Below are 16,778 nucleotides of genomic sequence, written 5' to 3' on the forward strand. Positions count from 1 at the left end.
GACTCAAGTGTGATGAATTATGTCTTGGACAGACTTATTCATGCAACCTAGACTGGGCGCACTTTCCTGTCCCATCCGGAGAAACGCATGGCTCTCAACGACACGCTGCCCGCCGACAACCGGCTCGGTTTCGGCGCGGCGCCGCTCGGCAACATGTTCCGCGACATTCCCGACGCGGAAGCGCACGCGACCGTCGAAGCCGCGTGGGCACGCGGCATCCGCTACTTCGACACCGCGCCGTCGTATGGCGCGGGGCTCGCGGAAGCGCGTCTCGGCGACGCGCTGGCCGGCCGGCGCCGCGACGACTACTTCATCAGCACGAAGGTGGGCCGCATCGTGCTCGACGATCTGGAGGAAGCGGCCACCCGCGACTACGGCGAGAAGAGCGGGATCTTCGCGCACGGCCGCGCGAACCGGCTGGTGAGCGACTACTCGGCCGACGCGACGCTGCGCTCGATCGAGGACAGCCTGAAGCGGCTGCGCACCGATCGTCTCGACATCGTGTGGGTGCACGACGTCGCGCAGGACATCTACGGCGACGAATGGCTCGCGCAGTTCGAGGTGGCGCGCAAGGGCGCATTTCGCGTACTGGGCAAGCTGCGCGAGGAAGGCGTGATCGGCGCGTGGGGCCTCGGCGTGAACCGTGTCGAGCCGATCGAGTTGCTGCTCGACCTCGCCGAACCGCAACCGGACGGCATGCTGCTGGCCGGCCGCTACACGCTGCTCGATCACGAACGCGCGCTGCAGCGCGTGATGCCGGCCGCCGCGGCCCGTCACGTCGGGATCGTCGTCGGCGGCCCGTACAGCTCGGGCGTGCTCGTCGGCGGCGCGCACTTCGAATACCGGAAGGCGCCGCCCGAGGTCGTCGCGAAGGTCGAGCGGATCAACGCGATCGCCGCGCGCCACGACGTGCCGGTCAAGGCCGCCGCGCTGCAGTTCGTGCTCGCGCATCCGGCGACGGCCGCGGTGATTCCGGGCGCGAGCCGCCCGGAGCGCATCGCGGAAGATGCCGCGGCGCTGACGTTCGAGATCCCCGCCGATTTCTGGCGCGAGATGCGCGAGCAGCAGCTCGTCGCGGCCGATGCGCCGCTGCCGATCGATCGTTGATTCCGTCAGCGCCGCCGAGTCCGTCTGGCCGCTGACGACGCGACGAGGCCCGCTCGCGCGGGCCTCGTCGTTTCGGCAGAAGGAAAGCTCGGCTGCGTGACCGTCAGCCGTGCGTGCGCGGCCGGTAATCGATCAGGCTGGAGAACACCGCGATCAGCACGGCCATCGCGACGAAGAACAGCAGCGCGAGGAAGTACGAGCCCGACCACTGGACGATCACGCCGATCAGGATCGGCACCACGACGCCGACCATGCTGCCGCAGAAGTTCATCGTGCCGCCGAGCACGCCGGCGCGTTCCGGGCCGCCGACGATCGCCGGCAGGCTCCAGTACATCCCGCAGAAGCGGATGAAGAACATCGCGATGCTCAGCAGCAGCACCACGGCGTTTGCGTTCGCGATATAGGCCGCCGCGAGGATGCACGCGGCCGCGATCAGCGACGAGCCGCTGAACATCGTGCGCATCACCAGGTTCGGCGACGCGCCCGACGCCTTCCAGCGATCGCCGATGGTGCCGCCGATCAGTTCGCCGACGAAGCCCGACATGAAGATGATGAAGGTCGCGCCGCCCGTCGTCGCGATGTTGAAGCCGTAGGTCTTGTGCAGGTAGCTCGGCATCCACGTCAGCAGCCCGTAGAACACCGCGAGGATGCAGCTGTAGCCGGCGAACATCGCGAGCACCGAGCGATCCTTCACCAGTTCGCGCAGCGGCACGCGTTCGCCCGTGGTTTGCGTCGGCGCATTCGCGCGCGTGATGTGTTCGAGCTCGGCCGCATTCACGCCCGGATGCTCGGACGGATGGTTGCGGATGTAGCGCCATACGAGCACGCCCACCAGCATCGTGCCGACGCCCGCGATCACGAACGCGATGCGCCACGATCCGAACCACGCGATCAGCCCGGAAATCAGGATCGCGCCGAGCGCGCTGCCGAGCGGCGCGCCGCCGTCGACCAGCACCGCGCCGCGGCCGCGTTCGTGCGGCGTCAGCCACGTGCCGATCAGCTTCGCGCCGGCCGGGAACACCGGCGATTCGGAGAAGCCGAGGCCCATGCGCGTGAGCATCAGCAGGATCCAGTTGTGCGATGCCGCGCCGAGCGCCTGGAACGCGCCCCATGCGAGCGTCGCGGTCGCGATGATGCCGCGCGTGTGATAGCGGTCGAGCATCACGCCGACCGGGATCTGCATCAGCGCGTACGACCAGAAGAACGCGCTCAGCATCAGGCCTTCGAGCGCCGGCGACAGGTTGAATTCCGGTGCGATCAGCGGCATCGCGACCGACAGCGACGCGCGGTCGATGTAATTGATCGCGACCAGCAGCAGCATGAGCAGGAAGATGCGCCAGCGGACGTTGGTCGGCCGCGCCGACGCGTCGAGCGAAGTCGGCGCGGCGGCCGGGACGGCGGGGGAAGTCGAGGGGGGCATGCGTGTCTCCGTCGTTATGGTTGCGGGGGCGATGGCATCGTCGCCGTGCAGCGACTGTAGGGGCATGGCCGCGTCTTGCCTAATGACGCTTCGTGATCGCGTGATAACCAAACGGCGCGGCGCGCGGGGAATAAGCGGACGTTATCGGGCGATCCGGTTTTTTCATTACCGGCGGCAATCGGCCGCTTGTAGTGTTCGGTGCGGAGACTTCACACGGAGAAAGCACCATGAGCCCATTCCAATATTTCTTTCCCACCACGCTGAAATTCGGCAACGGCCTCGCGCGGCAGGCCGGCGAACTGCTGAAGCCGCTGTTCAGCGGCAAGCTGCTGGTCGTGACCGACGAAGGCCTGATCAAGAGCGGCGTGCTCGAAGGATTCTTCGCATCGCTGCGCGACGCGGACGTCGCCTACGAAATCTTCTCGGGTGTCGAGGCGAACCCGAGCACGGCCGTGCTCGACAGCGCGCTGACGTTCCTGAAGGAGCATCGCTGCACCGCCGTGATCGGCGTCGGCGGTGGCAGCAGCATCGACACGGCGAAGGGCGTGGCCGCGATGGCCACCAACGGCGGCACGATTCTCGACTATGAGGGCTACAACAAGATCCCGGACGAACCGCTGCCGATCTTCGCGATCCCGACCACGTCGGGCACCGGCAGCGAATGCACGGCGTCGACGGTGTTCACGAACCAGGAAACGCTGTTCAAGACCGTGATCGTCAGCCACAAGCTGTTCCCGAAGCTCGCGATCCTCGACGCGGAGCTCACGCTGAAGCTGCCGGCCGCGATCACCGCGGCCACCGGCATGGACGCGCTGACGCATGCGATCGAATCGTATGTGTCGAAGCAGGCGAACCCGGTGAGCCAGTCGCTCGCGCTGGGCGCGATCCGCCTGATCGGGCGCAGCCTGCGCAACGCGTTCTACGTCGGCTCCGATCTCGCGGCGCGCGAGGACATGCTGCTCGGCTCGTTCCTGGCCGGCGTCGCGTTTTCGCAGTCGAAGCTCGGCAACGTGCATGCGATCTCGCACACGATGGGCGGCGTGTTCAACATCGCGCACGGCATCGCGAACGCGGCGCTGCTGCCGTACGTGATCGAATTCAATCGGCCGGCCTGCCCGGCGCTGTATCGCGACATCGCGGCAGCGCTCGGCGGCGACGTGACCGGCGTCGATGCGGAAACGGCCGCGCGCGCACTGGTCGAGCAGATCGTCGAACTCAATCGCGCGCTCGCGATTCCGTCGAACATCCGCGAGCTCGGCGTCGATCTCGCGCACCTGCCGCAGATGGTGGCCGACTCGATGCGCAGCGGCAACGTGCTGGTCAACCCGCGGCTGACGACCGCGCGCGACGTCGAAGGCATCATCCGCGCCGCGTACGGCGGCGAACTCTGATCGCGCGACCCGCGCGAAGTGCGATTACCCGAATCGATTCAACCAGGAGCAGTCATGTATTACGAAATGCGGACCTACACGGTCCAGATCGGCAAGATGAACGAATACCTGCGGCACTTCGAGAAGGAAGGGCTGCCGGTGATCTCCCGCTATGCGACGCTGGTCGGCTGGTGGTACACGGAAATCGGCGAACTGAACCAGGTCGTCCACATCTGGGCATACGAAAGCCTCGACGATCGCATCAAGCGCCGTACCGCGCTGTACGAGGATCCGGACTGGCTCGAGAAGTTCGTGCCGAAGGCGTTCCCGATGCTCGAGAAGATGGAGTCGAAGCTGCTGCGCCCGGCCGCGTTCTCGCCGATCAGGTAAGCAGGGGACCTTGCAGCGTTTCGACGAGCAGGCGCGCACCCGGCGACAGGTGCGCGAAGGTACGGGCGACGACGCCGTACGGCTCGTCGAGCGCCGGGATCGCGACGGGCAGGCACGCAATCAGGCCGAAGCGCTCGCCGAACTCGGCGACTTCGCGCGGGATCACGGCCACCAGCTCGGGGTCCGCCTGCAGCAGCGTGAGCGTCGCGAACGTCGACGCGGTTTCGATCGGATAGCGCGGCACCTCGATGCCGGCGTCGGCCAGTGCGCGTTCGAGCGCGAGCCGCATCGGCGTGTTGACCGGATACGCGACCCATTCCGCATCGGTGAGATCGCGCAGCGTCAGCGTGTCGCGCCCGGCGAGCGCATGCGTGCGCGCGGTCACGACCGCGAGCGGTTCGGATTTCAGCGGCAGGTAGTCATACGCTTCCGGGCGGCGGCTGTTGCCGTTGCGGCAGATCGCGAGGTCGATGCGGCCGTCGTCGATCAGCGCGAGCAGGCTCGCGCTGGTGCCTTCGACGATCTCGACCGACAGGTTCGGCTGGCGGCGGCGCAGGTCGGTGAGCGCGCGCGTGAGCAGCGGCACCGCGCCCATGATCACGCCGACCGCGAGATGGCCGCCATGCCCCTGCGTGAGCGCGAGGACTTCGGTGTGCAGGTGTTCGAGGTCGCTGTAGATGAGGCGCGCGTAGCGCGTGACGCAGCGGCCGAGGTCGTTCGCGACGAGGCCCTTCGGTTGCCGCTCGAACAGCGGCATGCCGAGGATGTCCTCGATCTCGCGCAGCACCTTGGTGGCGCCGGGCTGCGAGATCGCGATCTCTTCGGCGGCCTTGTGCAGCGAACCGTGGTTTTCGAGCGCGATCAGCAGTTTGAGCTGCTTGAGGCGAAGGCGCGACGCGATATTGGCGAGGGAGGGAACGGCCAGCGGCTTCATGGCAACGACCAAACCGAAAGCGCGCATTATAGCCCGTCCGGCCCATAAACGATCCTGAGGATCGCCAAGAAATCGCGGGTTTTCCGGCCTTCGGATCACCCGCGCATGCGGTCAATTTCCGTACATGTCGAAGTCGAAATACTTCGACTGGATCGCGTTGTACGTGCCGTCGCCGCGAATCTGCGCGATGGCGCGATTCAGTGCGTCACGCAGGTCGGTGTCGGCCTTGCGCACGCCGGCCGCATCGCCGTTACCCATGATCTTCGCGTCGTACACCACGCCGCCCGCGAACGAGAAGCCCTTGCCGCGCGGCGTCGCCAGGAACCCGAGCTGGCCCTGCACGGCATCCATCAGCACGCCGTCGACGCGCCCGGTGACGAGATCCGCATACGCCTGGTCGTAGCTCGGATACGGCACGACCTCGACCTTCGCGGCCGCCCACTTCTCGCGCGCATAGGTTTCCTGGACCGTGCCCTGTTCGACCGCGACGCGCTTGCCGGCGAGCTTCGCCGCGTCCGGCAGCAGCCCCGACCCGGTACGCGCGATCAGCCGCGTCTGGTTGCGGTACAGGCGGTCGGTGAAGTCGATCTGCTGGCGCCGCTGTTCGGTCGCGGCCATCGACGACAGGATCACGTCGAACTTGCGCGCCTGCAGCCCCGGAATCAGCCCGTCGAAGCTGCTCGACACCCACACGCATTTCGCATTCAGCTTCGCGCACAGCGCGTTGCCGAGGTCGATGTCGAAGCCCTTCACGCTGCCGTCGGTCGCGGTCGACTCGAACGGCGGGTAGGTCGGGTCGACGCCGATGCGGATGGTCGTCCATTCCTTCGCCGACGCCAGCGACGCGACAGCCATCGCGGCGGCGGAAAGGAGAATCGTGAGGCGCGTCTTCATGGTCTGGCTCCGTTCGTGTGGGGAAGAGTGGGCGTGCGCGTCAGCTCGGGAATTCGCCGCGCTGAAAATCGTTCGACAGTTCGAGGGCGTCGGCCATCTCGCCGACGGTGACCGGCTTGATCGGCGCGCGGATCCGGTAGTGACCGACGTCGCCGACGCCGCGCTGCTGCACGTCGGCGATCAGTTCGCCGACCGTCATGCCGCACCAGCGCCCCTGGCACGGACCCATTCCGCAGCGCGTAAACGCCTTCATCTGGTTCGGCCCCTGGCAGCCGAGCGCCGCGAGCTGGCGAATCTCGCCGGCCGTGACTTCCTCGCAGCGGCACACGATCGTGTCGTCGTCGGGGCGGCGCAGCGCGGCGGGCGGCGTATACAGCGCGTCGAGCAGCGGGCGCACCGCGAGATGGCGGCGCCATGCACGCAGCACCGGGCGTTCGCGTGCGGCCTGCCGTTGCGCGTCGAGCGCACCGAGTTGCCGGGCGATGTCGAGCGCCGCCACTTCGCCGGCGAGTGCCGCCGCCTGTGCGCCGCCGATCCCTGCGCCGTCGCCCGCGATCCAGACGTGCGGCACGCTGCTGCGGCCGCGCGCGTCGCGCTGCGGGCGCCAGCATGCCGACGCTTCGTCCCATTCATGCGCGCAGCCGAGCGCGCGCGCGAGCTGCGTCGACGGAATGACGCCCTGATGCAGCAGCACGAGGGACGTGTCGAGCGCTTGTACGACGCCTTCCGCGTCGCGAAAGCGGATGCGTTCGGCGCGATCGTCGCCGTCGATGCGGATGTCGGTCGCGCCGCGATGGACGGGAATCCCGGCGTCTCGCACCGCACGCAGCATGCGCCAGCCCTTGAGCAGATAGTCGACGCCGCGCAGTGCCGGCAGCGCATGGGGAAGCGCGCGGCGCCACGCGTCGCGCGGTGTCGTATCGACCAGCGCGCGCACGCGCCGGCCCGCATTCAGCAATTGCGCGGCGAACAGCCACAGCAGCGGGCCGCTGCCCGCCAGCACGGCGTCGGCCGACGGCGCGAGGCCCGACGCTTTCAGCAGCGTTTGCGCGGCGCCGACGCCCATCACGCCGGGCAACGTCCAGCCGGGCACCGGCCACGGCCGCTCCTGCGCGCCGGTCGCGATCAGCACCGCGCGCGGGCCGATTTCGAGCGTGCCGCGCGACGGGCCGCTCTGCGTGAGCATCGCGACGGGTGTCGGTTCGAATGCGACCTGCCACACGACGCTGCGCGGCAGGTAATGCGCGCCGCTGGCGAGCAGGCCGTCGACGAGCGGCCGGCCGGCCGCATAGTCGGCGCCAAGCCATTGCGCGAGCGGCGCCGGCGCATCGGCCACGTTGCGGTAGATCTGGCCGCCGGGCGCGCGGCCTTCGTCCGCGACGACGACCGACAAGCCGGCCGTGCGCGCGGCGATGGCTGCCGCCATCCCGGCCGGCCCGGCGCCGACGATCAGCAGGTCGCACTGGCGGCGCGTCATGCGAGCCTCGCCTTGCCGTGCATCGCGCGCACCTGCATGCCGTCGGCGACGGGCGTCATGCAGCCTTGCACGTTCGGGACGCCGTCGATTTCGACGAGGCAGTCGAAGCACACGCCCATCATGCAGAACGGGCCGCGCGGCGCGCCGCTCACGGCGCTCGTGCGGCACGCGGCCGAACCGGCGGCGAGCATCGCGGCCGCGACGCTGTATTGCGCGGGCACGTCGTGCGGCGTGCCGTCGATATGGATGCGCACGCGTTCGAGCGTCGCGGCGGCGGGAACGAGGGATTCAAACATGCCGGGCTTCCGTGGGCGCGTCAAAGCGCGCGGTGGTAAAGGCGGACAGGTCGGCCGGCGCGGCGCCGCCGGCGATCCACGGCGCGACGAGATCGGCGTGGGTTGCCGCGAGCGTCACGCCGCTGTGGCAGATCGCGATGAACGCGCCGGGATGCGTGGTCGACGCCTCGTAGACGGGCAGGCCGTCGGGCGTCATGATGCGCAGCGCGCCCCACGCGCGCACGATGCGTGCATGCGCGAGCGCGGGGAAGGCGGTGCGTGCGCGACGCGCGATGTCGACCATCGCCGGGCGCGTCTGGCCGTCGTCGAAGCCGACGTCTTCGGCCGAGTCGCCGAGCAGCACCGAGCCTTCCGGCGTCTGCCGGACGACGAGCGTCGGATAGTCGAGAAACGGCGCGAGCCGTTCGGTGACCATGATCTGGCCGCGCAACGGCGAGATCGGTGCGCGCAGGTCGACCATCGGCGCGAGCCGCGCGTTGTCGAGGCCGGCCGCGAGCACCACGCGCCCGGCTTCGAGCCGTGCGTGGCGCGTGTCGATCTCGAAGCGCCCCGCGTGCGGGCGGATTTCGCTGACCTCGCTGCGCGGCAGATAGACACCGCCGCACCGCTGAAACGCCTGCAGCATCGCGCGCAGCGTATAGAGCGGATTCGCGTGACCGTCGTTCGGCGACCACAGCGCGCCGGCCAGCGACGGCGACGCCGACGGAATGCGCCGGCGCAGCGCCGCCGGATCGAGGACTTCGTACGACAGCGCGGCTTCCTGCCGGCGCAGCGATTCGAGCAGGTCGGTCGCGCCGTCGAGTTCCGCGCGGTGTTCGAACAGCTCGATGCCGCCCGGGCGTTCGAACGCGCAGTCCACGCCGGTTTCGCGCTGCAACTGCGCGGCGAACGCATGCCAGCGCTCGGACGATTCGCGCGACCAGCGCGCATACGGCACGCAGCGGCCGCCTTTGCCCTGCACCCACACGAGCCCGAAATTGCCGCGCGCCGCGCGAAACGCGATGTCGTCGCCGTCGCACACCGCGACGCGCTGGCCGAGACGCGCGATGCCCCACGCGATGGCCATGCCGACGAGACCGCCGCCGGCCACGACGACGTCGAAGCGGCGCACGGTCATGCGCGGCTCCAGTGTCGCGGGTGAGGCGGTTGCGTGTTATATCCCATGGCGGCGCGGCTCCTTGCTTTCAGTACGTTGCGGAACCGATGTTCGGACAGGCAAAATGGGCTGTCCAATACAGCTTGATCAACGCTCCATAATCCAGTGTTATGACCACGCCCTCGCTCAGGATTCGTCAGATCGAAGCGTTTCGCGCGGTGATGCAGCGCCATACCGTCACACGCGCGGCACGCGATCTCCATATCTCGCAGCCGGCCGTGAGCCGGCTGATCGCCGATCTCGAGGACCGGATCGGCTTCGTGCTGTTCGAGCGGCAGCAGGGGCGTTTCACGCCGACCGCGCAGGCGCGCGTGCTGTACGAGGAGGTCGAACGCGCGTTCGTCGGGCTCGACCGCGTCGCGCAGGCCGCCGAGCAGATCCGCGCGATGCGGCGCGGCACGCTGCGCGTGGCCGGCTCGCCCGCCGTCGCGCTCGATCTGCTGCCCGAACTCGTCACGCGTTTCTCGCACGCGCATCCGGGTGTCGACATCACGCTGCTCGCGCACAGCGCGTCCACCGTCGTCGACAAGGTCGCGTCCGGGCAATGCGATGTGGGGCTGATCGCGGAACCCGTCCCACATCCGGCGGTGCGTGGCGAGCGGCTCGCGGAAGCCGCGATGTGCTGCATCGTGCCGCGCGGGCACCGGCTCGCGCGCAAGCGCGTCGTGCAGCCGGCCGACCTGCGCGACGAAGCGTTCATCTCGTTTCCGCCGAGCTTCGAGGCGCGCAGCGCGATCGATCGCGTATTCGTGGAAGCCGGCGTGTCGCGCGTGCTGTCGATCGAGGCGCAACTGTCGCAGACGATCGTCGCGTTCGTCGCGAACGGCGCGGGCGTCGCGCTGATCGATCCGGTGACGGCCGCGTATGCGGGCCAGCGCGTGGCCGTCAAGCCGTTCGAGCCGGCCGTGCCCGATCACTTCTATCTGGTGACGTCCGCGTCGCAGCCGCTGTCGATGATCGGCGACGCGTTCTGCGCGGATTTGCGCGACGCGTTCGCCAGGATGCGGGAGCAGGGGGCCGGGTGATCCGGCCGGGAAGGAATGGCCGCGGCGGTCGCGCCGGGGGCGTCGGCGCACCCCGGCGAGCGACCGCTCAGGCGAGCGCCGTGTCGGCGGCCGCCACCGCGGCCGGGGTCGCCGCGGCAGCACCCGCCAGCCGCCGATAACGCGCGAGCGCCCACAGCGGGAAGTACGCGGTATAGCCGTGATACTTCAGGTAGAAGATGCGCGGGAAGCCCGGCGCATTGTGCGAGCGGTGCCACCAGAAGCCGTCTTCCTGCTGCACCGACTGCAGATACGCGATGCCGCGCTTCACCGAATCGGATTCGCAGTCGCCGAACGCCATCTGCGCGAGCAGCGCCCACGCGGTGCAGTTCGACGTGCTCTCGCCGCCGTTCGTGCCGGCCAGCGTCGGGTCGAGGTAGCTGTCGTTCGTCTCGCCCCAGCCGCCGTCCGCGTGCTGCCGCGCGCGCAGCCAGTCGAGCGCGCGGGCGATATAGGGCTGCGACTTGTCCTCGCCCGCGAGCGCGAGACCGGCCAGCACGCTCCACGTGCCATAGAGGTAGTTCGTGCCCCAGCGCCCCCACCAACTGCCGTCGGGCTGCTGCGTGCGCTTCACGTAGTCGATGCAGCGCGCGAGCGACGCGCGGTCTTCCGCGCGCTTCGTCACGCCGAAGCACAGCAGCACGCGGCCCGATACGTCCTCGGTGGGCGGGTCGAGCAGCGCGCCGTGATCGGCGAACGGGATCGCGTTCAGATACATGCGGTCGCAGTCGGCGTCGAACGCCGCGAAGCCGCCGTTGCGCGATTGCAGCCCGCGCATCCAGTCGAGCGCGCGTGCGACGCGCGGCGCGTACGGATTCGAGCCGTTCGCGTGGCGATGCGTGCGGCCGCGGCGATCGAGCATCGCGGTGACGAGCGCCGTGTCGTCGATGTCCGGGTAGTACGGGTTCGCGTACTGGAACGCCCAGCCGCCCGGTTCGACGTCGGCCGGGACGTTCTCGATCCAGTCGCCGCGCACGTCGTTCACCTGCCGCGCGGCCAGCCAGTCGTACGCGCGTGCGATGCGCTCGTCGAGTTCGCGCAGCGTGCCGGCAGCCGTCTCGCCGGTTTCCGGCGCCGCGACACCGCGCGCCTGCTCGAGCGCCATCGTGCTCCAGGCGGTATCCCAGACCGGCGACAGGCACGGCTGGCAATACACGCTGCCGTCCGGCCGCGTGACCAGCAGCTTTTCCAGCGCGTTTTCGCAATCGCGGCGTAGCGGATGGTCGTCCGGGTAGCCGAGCACCTGCATCATCTGGTAGCTGTAGACGATCGGCGGGAAGATGCCGCCGAGCCCGTCCTCGCCGTTCATCCGTTCCGCGCACCACGCTTGCGCATGCCGGATCGCGCGCTGCCGCAGGCGCTTCGGCATCAGCGGCTCGATATGCCGCACCGCGCGGTCGAGCGCGAGGAACAGCCGGCGCATGCCGCGCGCGGGCGGGAAGTACCGGCGTTCCTGTTCCGGGGGCGTGACGAACAGCTCGCGGATCGAGACGTTGCGCGGATTGCGCGCACGCGCCTTCAGCGAGCACAGCACCAGCAGCGGCACCATCGTCGTGCGCGCCCAGTACGCGACCTTGTACATCGAGATCGGCACCCACTTCGGGAACAGCACGAATTCGATCGGCATGAACGGCGCCGCGCGCCACGGCACCTGGCCGAACGTCGCGAGCAGGATGCGGGTGAACACGTTCGAGCGCGCCGCGCCGCCGAGCTTCAGGATCGCGTCGCGCGCGCGGATCATGTGCGGCGCCTGTTCGCTGTCGCCGGCCGCCTTCAGCGCGAAGTACGCCTTCACGCTGCACGACACGTCCGGCGCGCCGTCGACGTACAGATCCCAGGCGCCGTGCGTGTCGAGTCGCTGGTTCGCACGCAGGTAGCGCGCCATCTTCTCCTGGCGCACGTCGTCGATCCGGTCCATGAAATGCATCATCAGGATGTATTCCGCGGTGATCGTCGCGTCGGATTCGAGTTCGAAACACCAGCTGCCGTCGGGCTGCTGAAGGCGCACGAGTGCGTCGCGTCCACGGGCGATGGCAGTGTCGAGCGTGGACCAGGGAGAGGGGGCCGATTTGTTCATGCGGCGGATCATACCATCCAGCCGGAATGTTTATCTCGAGACGTGCAGTGCTACCATCCGCACCATGAAAAAACGCCTCGAACCCGCGCCGCGCGACGTGTCCGCGCCCGTCGAACCGGCCGGAGCGCCCAACGCACGGGCCCCTGAAGGATCATCGGCGCCGCCGGCTGCCGCCGTGGCCGGCGTGCGGCGAAAAAAAGCGCCGGACCAGGTGCGCGCGCAATTGCTGGCGGCTGCATCGGAGATCGCGACGCATCACGGCGTGGCCGCATTGACGCTCGATGCGGTGGCCGAGCGTGCCGGCGTGACGAAAGGCGCGCTGCAATATCACTTCGCGAACAAGCAGGGGCTGCTGGATGCGCTGTTCGGGCAGGCGACCGAGCGGTTCGGCGCGCAGATGGCCGCGCGGATGGCGGTGGATTCCGGCGGCGACGGCGCGGCGGCGCGCGCGTATCTGCATGCGGTGCTCGATGCGGCCAATCCGGCCGCGAGTACCGACGTGCTGCGTGTGCTCGTCGCGTCGATGATCACCGAGCAGGACACGCGCGCGCGCTGGTCGGTGCCGATGCGCGAATGGACGCGGCCCGACCCGGTGCCGCTCGAGCAGGCCGCGACGCTGATGATCTGCCGGCTCGCGGCCGACGGGTTGTGGATTTCCGAACTGCTCGACAGCATCGAGATATCGGCCGAATTGCGCGCGGAAATCGTCCGGCAGCTCGATGCGATGAGCCGGGGCGTGTTTCCGAAGTGATGCGCGGCACGGGATCGATGTCGTCGGGCGAGATTCTGTCGCGCGACGGCGGGGTTCGACGTGCCACGTGTATCGAGGTCGTGATGGCCGATCACGTTTGCCCGGGACTCAACCCCGCTCGGTTCGATCCCGCGGCAGCGCGTGCATGGGGCATGGCCTTTCGGACGCTGCCGGCTACTGAACCACGGGCGTGACCGCTCATCCTTGCCGCGGGTTGCGTTGATACCCGGCCCTGAGCGCGTCGACCACGAGCTCCACCGCCCGCGACGATTTGCGCCGGCTCGGGTAATAGACGTGATGCCCGACGAACGTCGGAAACCAGTCCTCCAGCACCCAGCCGAGCCGGCCGGCTTCGACGTGATGCGCGACCAGATCCTTCGGCACATATGCGAGCCCGAAGCCGGCGAGCGCCGCGTCGACCATCTGATAGACGTTGTTGAACGTCAACTGCCCTTCGACGCGAACCTGCAACTCGCGGCGTCCCTTGCTCAACTCCCACGATAGCAGCGCGTTTCTGGTCGGCAACCGCAGATTGATGCAGTTGTGTTGTGTCAGGTCCTGCGGCGTTTTCGTCGCGGGCCGGGACGCGAGGTAATCGGGAGAACCGATGATCGACATCGTCATGTCCGGCGCGATACGCTGCGCGACCATGTCCTTGGCGACCTGGTCGCCGAGCCGTATGCCGATGTCGTAGCGGCCCGCGATGAGGTCGGTCAGACCATAGTCGTTCACCAGCTCGACCTTGAGCGCCGGATACCGGCGCAGCAGCGGTTGCAGCCGTGGCCACACGTACTCGTTCGCCGCATAGTCGGTCGCGGTGATCCGGACGTTGCCGGCCGGCTGGTCCGTCATCGCGCGCAGCGATTCCAGTTCCACCTCGATTTCCTGAAAGCGTGGGGCGATCGATTCCAGCAACCGCTGGCCGGCCTCGGTCGGCGACACGCTGCGTGTCGTGCGCGTCAGCAGCGGAATGCCCATGCGCCCCTCCAGCGCGCGCACCGTTCGGCTCAACGCCGATTGAGACACGCCGAGTTGCGCGGCCGCCCGCGTGAAATTGCGCTCGCGCGCGACGGTCATGAACGCCGCCAGGTCGTTGAAGTCTTCCATTGATTCATGCACCACAGCATAGGCCTATGCCGATTTTGCCATCTAGTCGCATGAATCGCGAGTCATTAAAGTGGGATGGCTGGCCGCCGGAGCGATCCATGCGGCACCTTTTTCGGTAGAGGACGACATCATGGAACTGAAGCGCGCGGGCTCGCAGCCCTCGATCAAGGGCCCCGACGAATGGTTCACCGGCACGGTCCGGATCGACCCGCTGAACGCACCGCCGCCGCCGGCGCGCGTGTCGTGCGCCAGCGTGACGTTCGAGCCGGGCGCACGCACCGCATGGCACACGCATCCGCTCGGCCAGACGCTGCTCGTGACCGCCGGCTGTGGCTGGACGCAATGCGACGGCGAGCCGCGCGTCGAGATCCGCGCGGGCGACGTGATCTGGTGCCCGCCCGGTCACAAGCACTGGCACGGCGCGACGTCGACCACCGCGATGACCCATATCGCGATTCAGGAAGCGCTCGACGGCAAGAACGTCGACTGGCTGGACAAGGTGACGGACGAGCAATACCTCGGTAGCGGCGAACCGCAATGAACGCGCCCGCTGCCCTGACTCCGATGCCGGCTGGAGGTCGTTGGCCGCGTCGGTCGGCGGGGCGAAAAGCGATGGACGCAACGTCAACTGGCCCGAACCCGTCACCGATGTGCAATACGGCGCACGGTGACGATCGCACGCGTCGCCCGTTGCGGTTCGTCGCCGCGACGGGCCTGGCGCTGCTCGCCGCCGCGTGCACTCACATGCAAAGGACCGACACCATGCAGGAACCCTTGTCTTCCCCCGATTTGAAAGCGGTCGCCCCGGCCTTCGAGCGATACACGACGCACACCGTGTTCGACGGCTTGTGGAAGCGGCCGCACCTGTCGCCGCGCGATCGCAGCATCGTGACGCTGTCGGTGCTGATCGCCCGCGGCCAGACCGTCGAGATGCCGCTGCATGTCCGCCTCGCGCTGGATCACGGCGTGAAGCCCGCGGAAATATCGGAAATGATCGCGCACCTGGCCTTTTACGCGGGATGGGCCAACGCGAGCGCCGCGTCGATCGTCGTCAAGCACGTCTATGACGAACGCGGCATCGGGCCCGATCAGCTTGCGCCGGCGGACGCCACGCCGCTGCCGCTGAACGAGGCGGCCGAGGCGCAGCGCGCACGGACGGTCGCGGAAAACTTCGGCGCCGTCGCGCCGGGCGTGGTCGAGTACACGACCGATGCGCTGTTTCGCGACCTGTGGCTTCGCCCGGGGCTCGCGCCGCGCGACCGCAGCCTGGTGACGGTGAGTGCGCTCGTCGCCAACGGCCAGGTGGCGCAGATCCCGTATCACCTGAACCGCGCGATGGACAACGGGCTCACGCAGGCCGAGGCATCCGAGGCGTTGACGCAACTGGCGTTCTACGCGGGATGGCCGAACGTCTTTTCGGCGATGCCCGTGTTCAAGGATGTGTTTTCACGGCGCGCGGCGTGACCTGCGCGCAACTGAAGAGAGGAACATCATGACCGACAACATCGACGGCAAGGTCGTCGTTATTACCGGCGCGAGCAGCGGCCTCGGCGAAGAAACCGCGCGGCATCTGGCGCAACGTGGTGCGAAGCTGGTGCTCGGCGCGCGTCGCGTGGACCGGCTGGAGCGGCTCGCCGACGAAATCGGCGCGGGACGGCAAGCGATGCTCGAAACGGACGTCACCGAACGCGACGCAGTCCAGCGCCTGGTCGACCGCGCGGTCAACCTGCACGGCCGCATCGACGTGATGCTGAACAACGCGGGGCTGATGCCGAGCTCGATGCTCGAACGCCTGCACGTCGACGAATGGGACCGGATGATCGACGTCAACATCAAGGGCGTGCTGTATGGCATCGCCGCCGCGCTGCCGCACATGATCCGGCAGAAGGGCGGGCACATCATCAACGTGTCGTCCGTGGCCGGGCACAAGGTCGGCCCGGGCGGCGCCGTGTACGCGGCGACCAAGCATGCGGTGCGCGCGCTGACCGAAGGCTTGCGGCAGGAGGTCAAGCCGCACAACATCCGCACGACCATCCTGTCGCCGGGGGCGGTGGCGACCGAGCTGACCCGGACCATTACCGACCCGGACGTCGCGAAGGGCATGAGCCAGGTGTATCAGCAGGCCATCCCGGCATCGGCGTTCGCGCGCGCGGTGGAATACGCGATGAGCCAGCCCGACGACGTGGACATCAACGAAGTGCTGTTCCGGCCCACGAATCAGGCCTATTGAGTACGGCCGCGCGCATGCGGCCGTTGTCGAATGTCGGAGAAGAACGCTATGCCCCACATCATCGTCAAAGCGTGGCCCGGGAAAACCGAGGAGCAGAAGCAACGTCTGGCGGACGCCATCACACGCGACGTGATGACGATACTCGGTTATGGTCAGGAGTCCGTGTCAGTCGGCTTCGAGGAAATTCCCTCGGATAGGTGGAAGGAAGAAGTCTATCGTCCGGATATCGAGGCGCGTGCCGCAACGCTGTACAAAAAACCGGGCTACCGGATGTAAGCGCGCATCGCAGGCGCGCCGGCTTTGACACAGATCGCTCTGCAAGTGCAAGTCCCCGTGCCGAAGCCACGATGAAGTGCGGCTGCGCCTATGTCGACGCGGCGCGCTCGTCGAGGTGTTGCCGGGGACTGGCGGCCCGAGCCGCTCGCCGCATCGCTCGCCGTCGCTCATCGGCGCAACCTTTCGCCGTGCGTGCGGGCTTTCATGGACTGGATCGGGGGCGTATTGGCGCCGTATCTGGATTAGCGGG

The 16,778-nt window shown here is 68.3% G+C and carries 17 protein-coding genes and 1 pseudogene; 10 read left to right on the plus strand and 8 right to left on the minus strand.

Translation table 11 applies throughout. The features are described from left to right. Positions 1 to 87 precede the first annotated feature (87 nt). Complete coding sequence (locus H0X95_RS00925; protein WP_048988556.1) at positions 88 to 1,107, plus strand: aldo/keto reductase; 1,020 nt, start codon at positions 88 to 90, stop codon at positions 1,105 to 1,107. Positions 1,108 to 1,210: 103 nt separating this feature from the next. Here H0X95_RS00925 and H0X95_RS00930 read toward each other — a convergent pair whose 3' ends face one another. Further along, the gene (locus H0X95_RS00930; protein WP_048988559.1) at positions 1,211 to 2,527 is read right to left on the minus strand and encodes an MFS transporter; all 1,317 of its coding nucleotides are present in this window, start codon (positions 2,525 to 2,527) and stop codon (positions 1,211 to 1,213) included. Between the two features lie 227 nt (positions 2,528 to 2,754). Here H0X95_RS00930 and H0X95_RS00935 point away from each other — a divergent pair, with 227 nt between their 5' ends. Beyond that, positions 2,755 to 3,918 (plus strand): iron-containing alcohol dehydrogenase, encoded by a 1,164-nt coding sequence (locus H0X95_RS00935; RefSeq protein ID WP_034203934.1) that lies wholly within the window; start codon positions 2,755 to 2,757, stop codon positions 3,916 to 3,918. A gap of 54 nt (positions 3,919 to 3,972) precedes the next feature. Continuing rightward, positions 3,973 to 4,287 (plus strand): NIPSNAP family protein, encoded by a 315-nt coding sequence (locus tag H0X95_RS00940; protein ID WP_006497967.1) that lies wholly within the window; start codon positions 3,973 to 3,975, stop codon positions 4,285 to 4,287. Here H0X95_RS00940 and H0X95_RS00945 read toward each other — a convergent pair. The 5 genes from H0X95_RS00945 to H0X95_RS00965 all read right to left on the minus strand — a co-directional run bounded on the left by H0X95_RS00945 (position 4,280) and on the right by H0X95_RS00965 (position 9,005). After that, the gene (locus H0X95_RS00945; RefSeq protein ID WP_006497968.1) at positions 4,280 to 5,221 is read right to left on the minus strand and encodes a LysR family transcriptional regulator; all 942 of its coding nucleotides are present in this window, start codon (positions 5,219 to 5,221) and stop codon (positions 4,280 to 4,282) included. The two genes, H0X95_RS00940 and H0X95_RS00945, sit on opposite strands and share 8 nt — an antisense overlap. Before the next feature lie 111 nt (positions 5,222 to 5,332). Then, positions 5,333 to 6,115 (minus strand): ABC transporter substrate-binding protein, encoded by a 783-nt coding sequence (locus H0X95_RS00950; RefSeq protein ID WP_006485210.1) that lies wholly within the window; start codon positions 6,113 to 6,115, stop codon positions 5,333 to 5,335. A 40-nt stretch (positions 6,116 to 6,155) separates the two neighbouring features. Next, complete coding sequence (locus H0X95_RS00955; RefSeq protein ID WP_059721448.1) at positions 6,156 to 7,592, minus strand: FAD/NAD(P)-dependent oxidoreductase; 1,437 nt, start codon at positions 7,590 to 7,592, stop codon at positions 6,156 to 6,158. Next, complete coding sequence (locus H0X95_RS00960) at positions 7,589 to 7,888, minus strand: (2Fe-2S)-binding protein (RefSeq protein ID WP_006485198.1); 300 nt, start codon at positions 7,886 to 7,888, stop codon at positions 7,589 to 7,591. The genes H0X95_RS00955 and H0X95_RS00960 overlap by 4 nt, the downstream gene beginning before the upstream one ends. After that, positions 7,881 to 9,005, minus strand: coding sequence for an NAD(P)/FAD-dependent oxidoreductase (locus H0X95_RS00965; protein ID WP_006497970.1), 1,125 nt, complete (start codon positions 9,003 to 9,005; stop codon positions 7,881 to 7,883). The genes H0X95_RS00960 and H0X95_RS00965 overlap by 8 nt, the downstream gene beginning before the upstream one ends. A gap of 149 nt (positions 9,006 to 9,154) precedes the next feature. Between H0X95_RS00965 and H0X95_RS00970 the strand changes: the two genes are divergently transcribed. Beyond that, a complete protein-coding gene (locus tag H0X95_RS00970) occupies positions 9,155 to 10,069 on the plus strand; it encodes a LysR substrate-binding domain-containing protein (RefSeq protein WP_006497971.1) in 915 nt (304 codons plus the stop codon). Between the two features lie 67 nt (positions 10,070 to 10,136). Here H0X95_RS00970 and shc read toward each other — a convergent pair whose 3' ends face one another. Then, positions 10,137 to 12,176 carry a squalene--hopene cyclase gene (gene shc / locus H0X95_RS00975; RefSeq protein WP_059721447.1) on the minus strand — a complete coding sequence of 680 codons (2,040 nt, stop codon included), beginning with the start codon at positions 12,174 to 12,176 and terminating at the stop codon, positions 10,137 to 10,139. A gap of 52 nt (positions 12,177 to 12,228) precedes the next feature. On the opposite strand from shc, the gene H0X95_RS00980 reads away from it, so the two are divergent. After that, positions 12,229 to 12,915, plus strand: coding sequence for a TetR/AcrR family transcriptional regulator (locus tag H0X95_RS00980; protein WP_059721446.1), 687 nt, complete (start codon positions 12,229 to 12,231; stop codon positions 12,913 to 12,915). Between the two features lie 198 nt (positions 12,916 to 13,113). Here H0X95_RS00980 and H0X95_RS00985 read toward each other — a convergent pair whose 3' ends face one another. Further along, positions 13,114 to 14,022: a LysR family transcriptional regulator gene (locus tag H0X95_RS00985; RefSeq protein WP_006497974.1), complete on the minus strand. Its 909-nt coding sequence runs from the start codon at positions 14,020 to 14,022 to the stop codon at positions 13,114 to 13,116. 130 nt (positions 14,023 to 14,152) lie between these two features. On the opposite strand from H0X95_RS00985, the gene H0X95_RS00990 reads away from it, so the two are divergent. The 5 genes and pseudogenes from H0X95_RS00990 to H0X95_RS36240 form a co-directional block, all read left to right on the plus strand. Then, positions 14,153 to 14,563: a (R)-mandelonitrile lyase gene (locus H0X95_RS00990; RefSeq protein WP_006497975.1), complete on the plus strand. Its 411-nt coding sequence runs from the start codon at positions 14,153 to 14,155 to the stop codon at positions 14,561 to 14,563. Then, positions 14,560 to 15,486 carry a carboxymuconolactone decarboxylase family protein gene (locus tag H0X95_RS00995; RefSeq protein WP_346269437.1) on the plus strand — a complete coding sequence of 309 codons (927 nt, stop codon included), beginning with the start codon at positions 14,560 to 14,562 and terminating at the stop codon, positions 15,484 to 15,486. Before H0X95_RS00990 ends, H0X95_RS00995 begins: the two co-directional genes overlap by 4 nt. Positions 15,487 to 15,514: 28 nt before the next feature. Next, on the plus strand, positions 15,515 to 16,252 hold the full coding sequence (locus tag H0X95_RS01000; RefSeq protein WP_048988565.1) for an SDR family oxidoreductase: 738 nt from the start codon (positions 15,515 to 15,517) through the stop codon (positions 16,250 to 16,252). Between the two features lie 48 nt (positions 16,253 to 16,300). Continuing rightward, positions 16,301 to 16,528, plus strand: coding sequence for a tautomerase family protein (locus tag H0X95_RS01005; RefSeq protein ID WP_006483372.1), 228 nt, complete (start codon positions 16,301 to 16,303; stop codon positions 16,526 to 16,528). Between the two features lie 100 nt (positions 16,529 to 16,628). Continuing rightward, positions 16,629 to 16,774 (plus strand): annotated as a pseudogene (locus H0X95_RS36240) (LysR family transcriptional regulator); the annotation flags it as partial. Between the last annotated feature and the right edge of the window lie 4 nt (positions 16,775 to 16,778).

This window comes from Burkholderia sp. 9779_493 (assembly GCF_015712215.1).
In the GTDB taxonomy this organism is placed as follows: domain Bacteria; phylum Pseudomonadota; class Gammaproteobacteria; order Burkholderiales; family Burkholderiaceae; genus Burkholderia; species Burkholderia cenocepacia.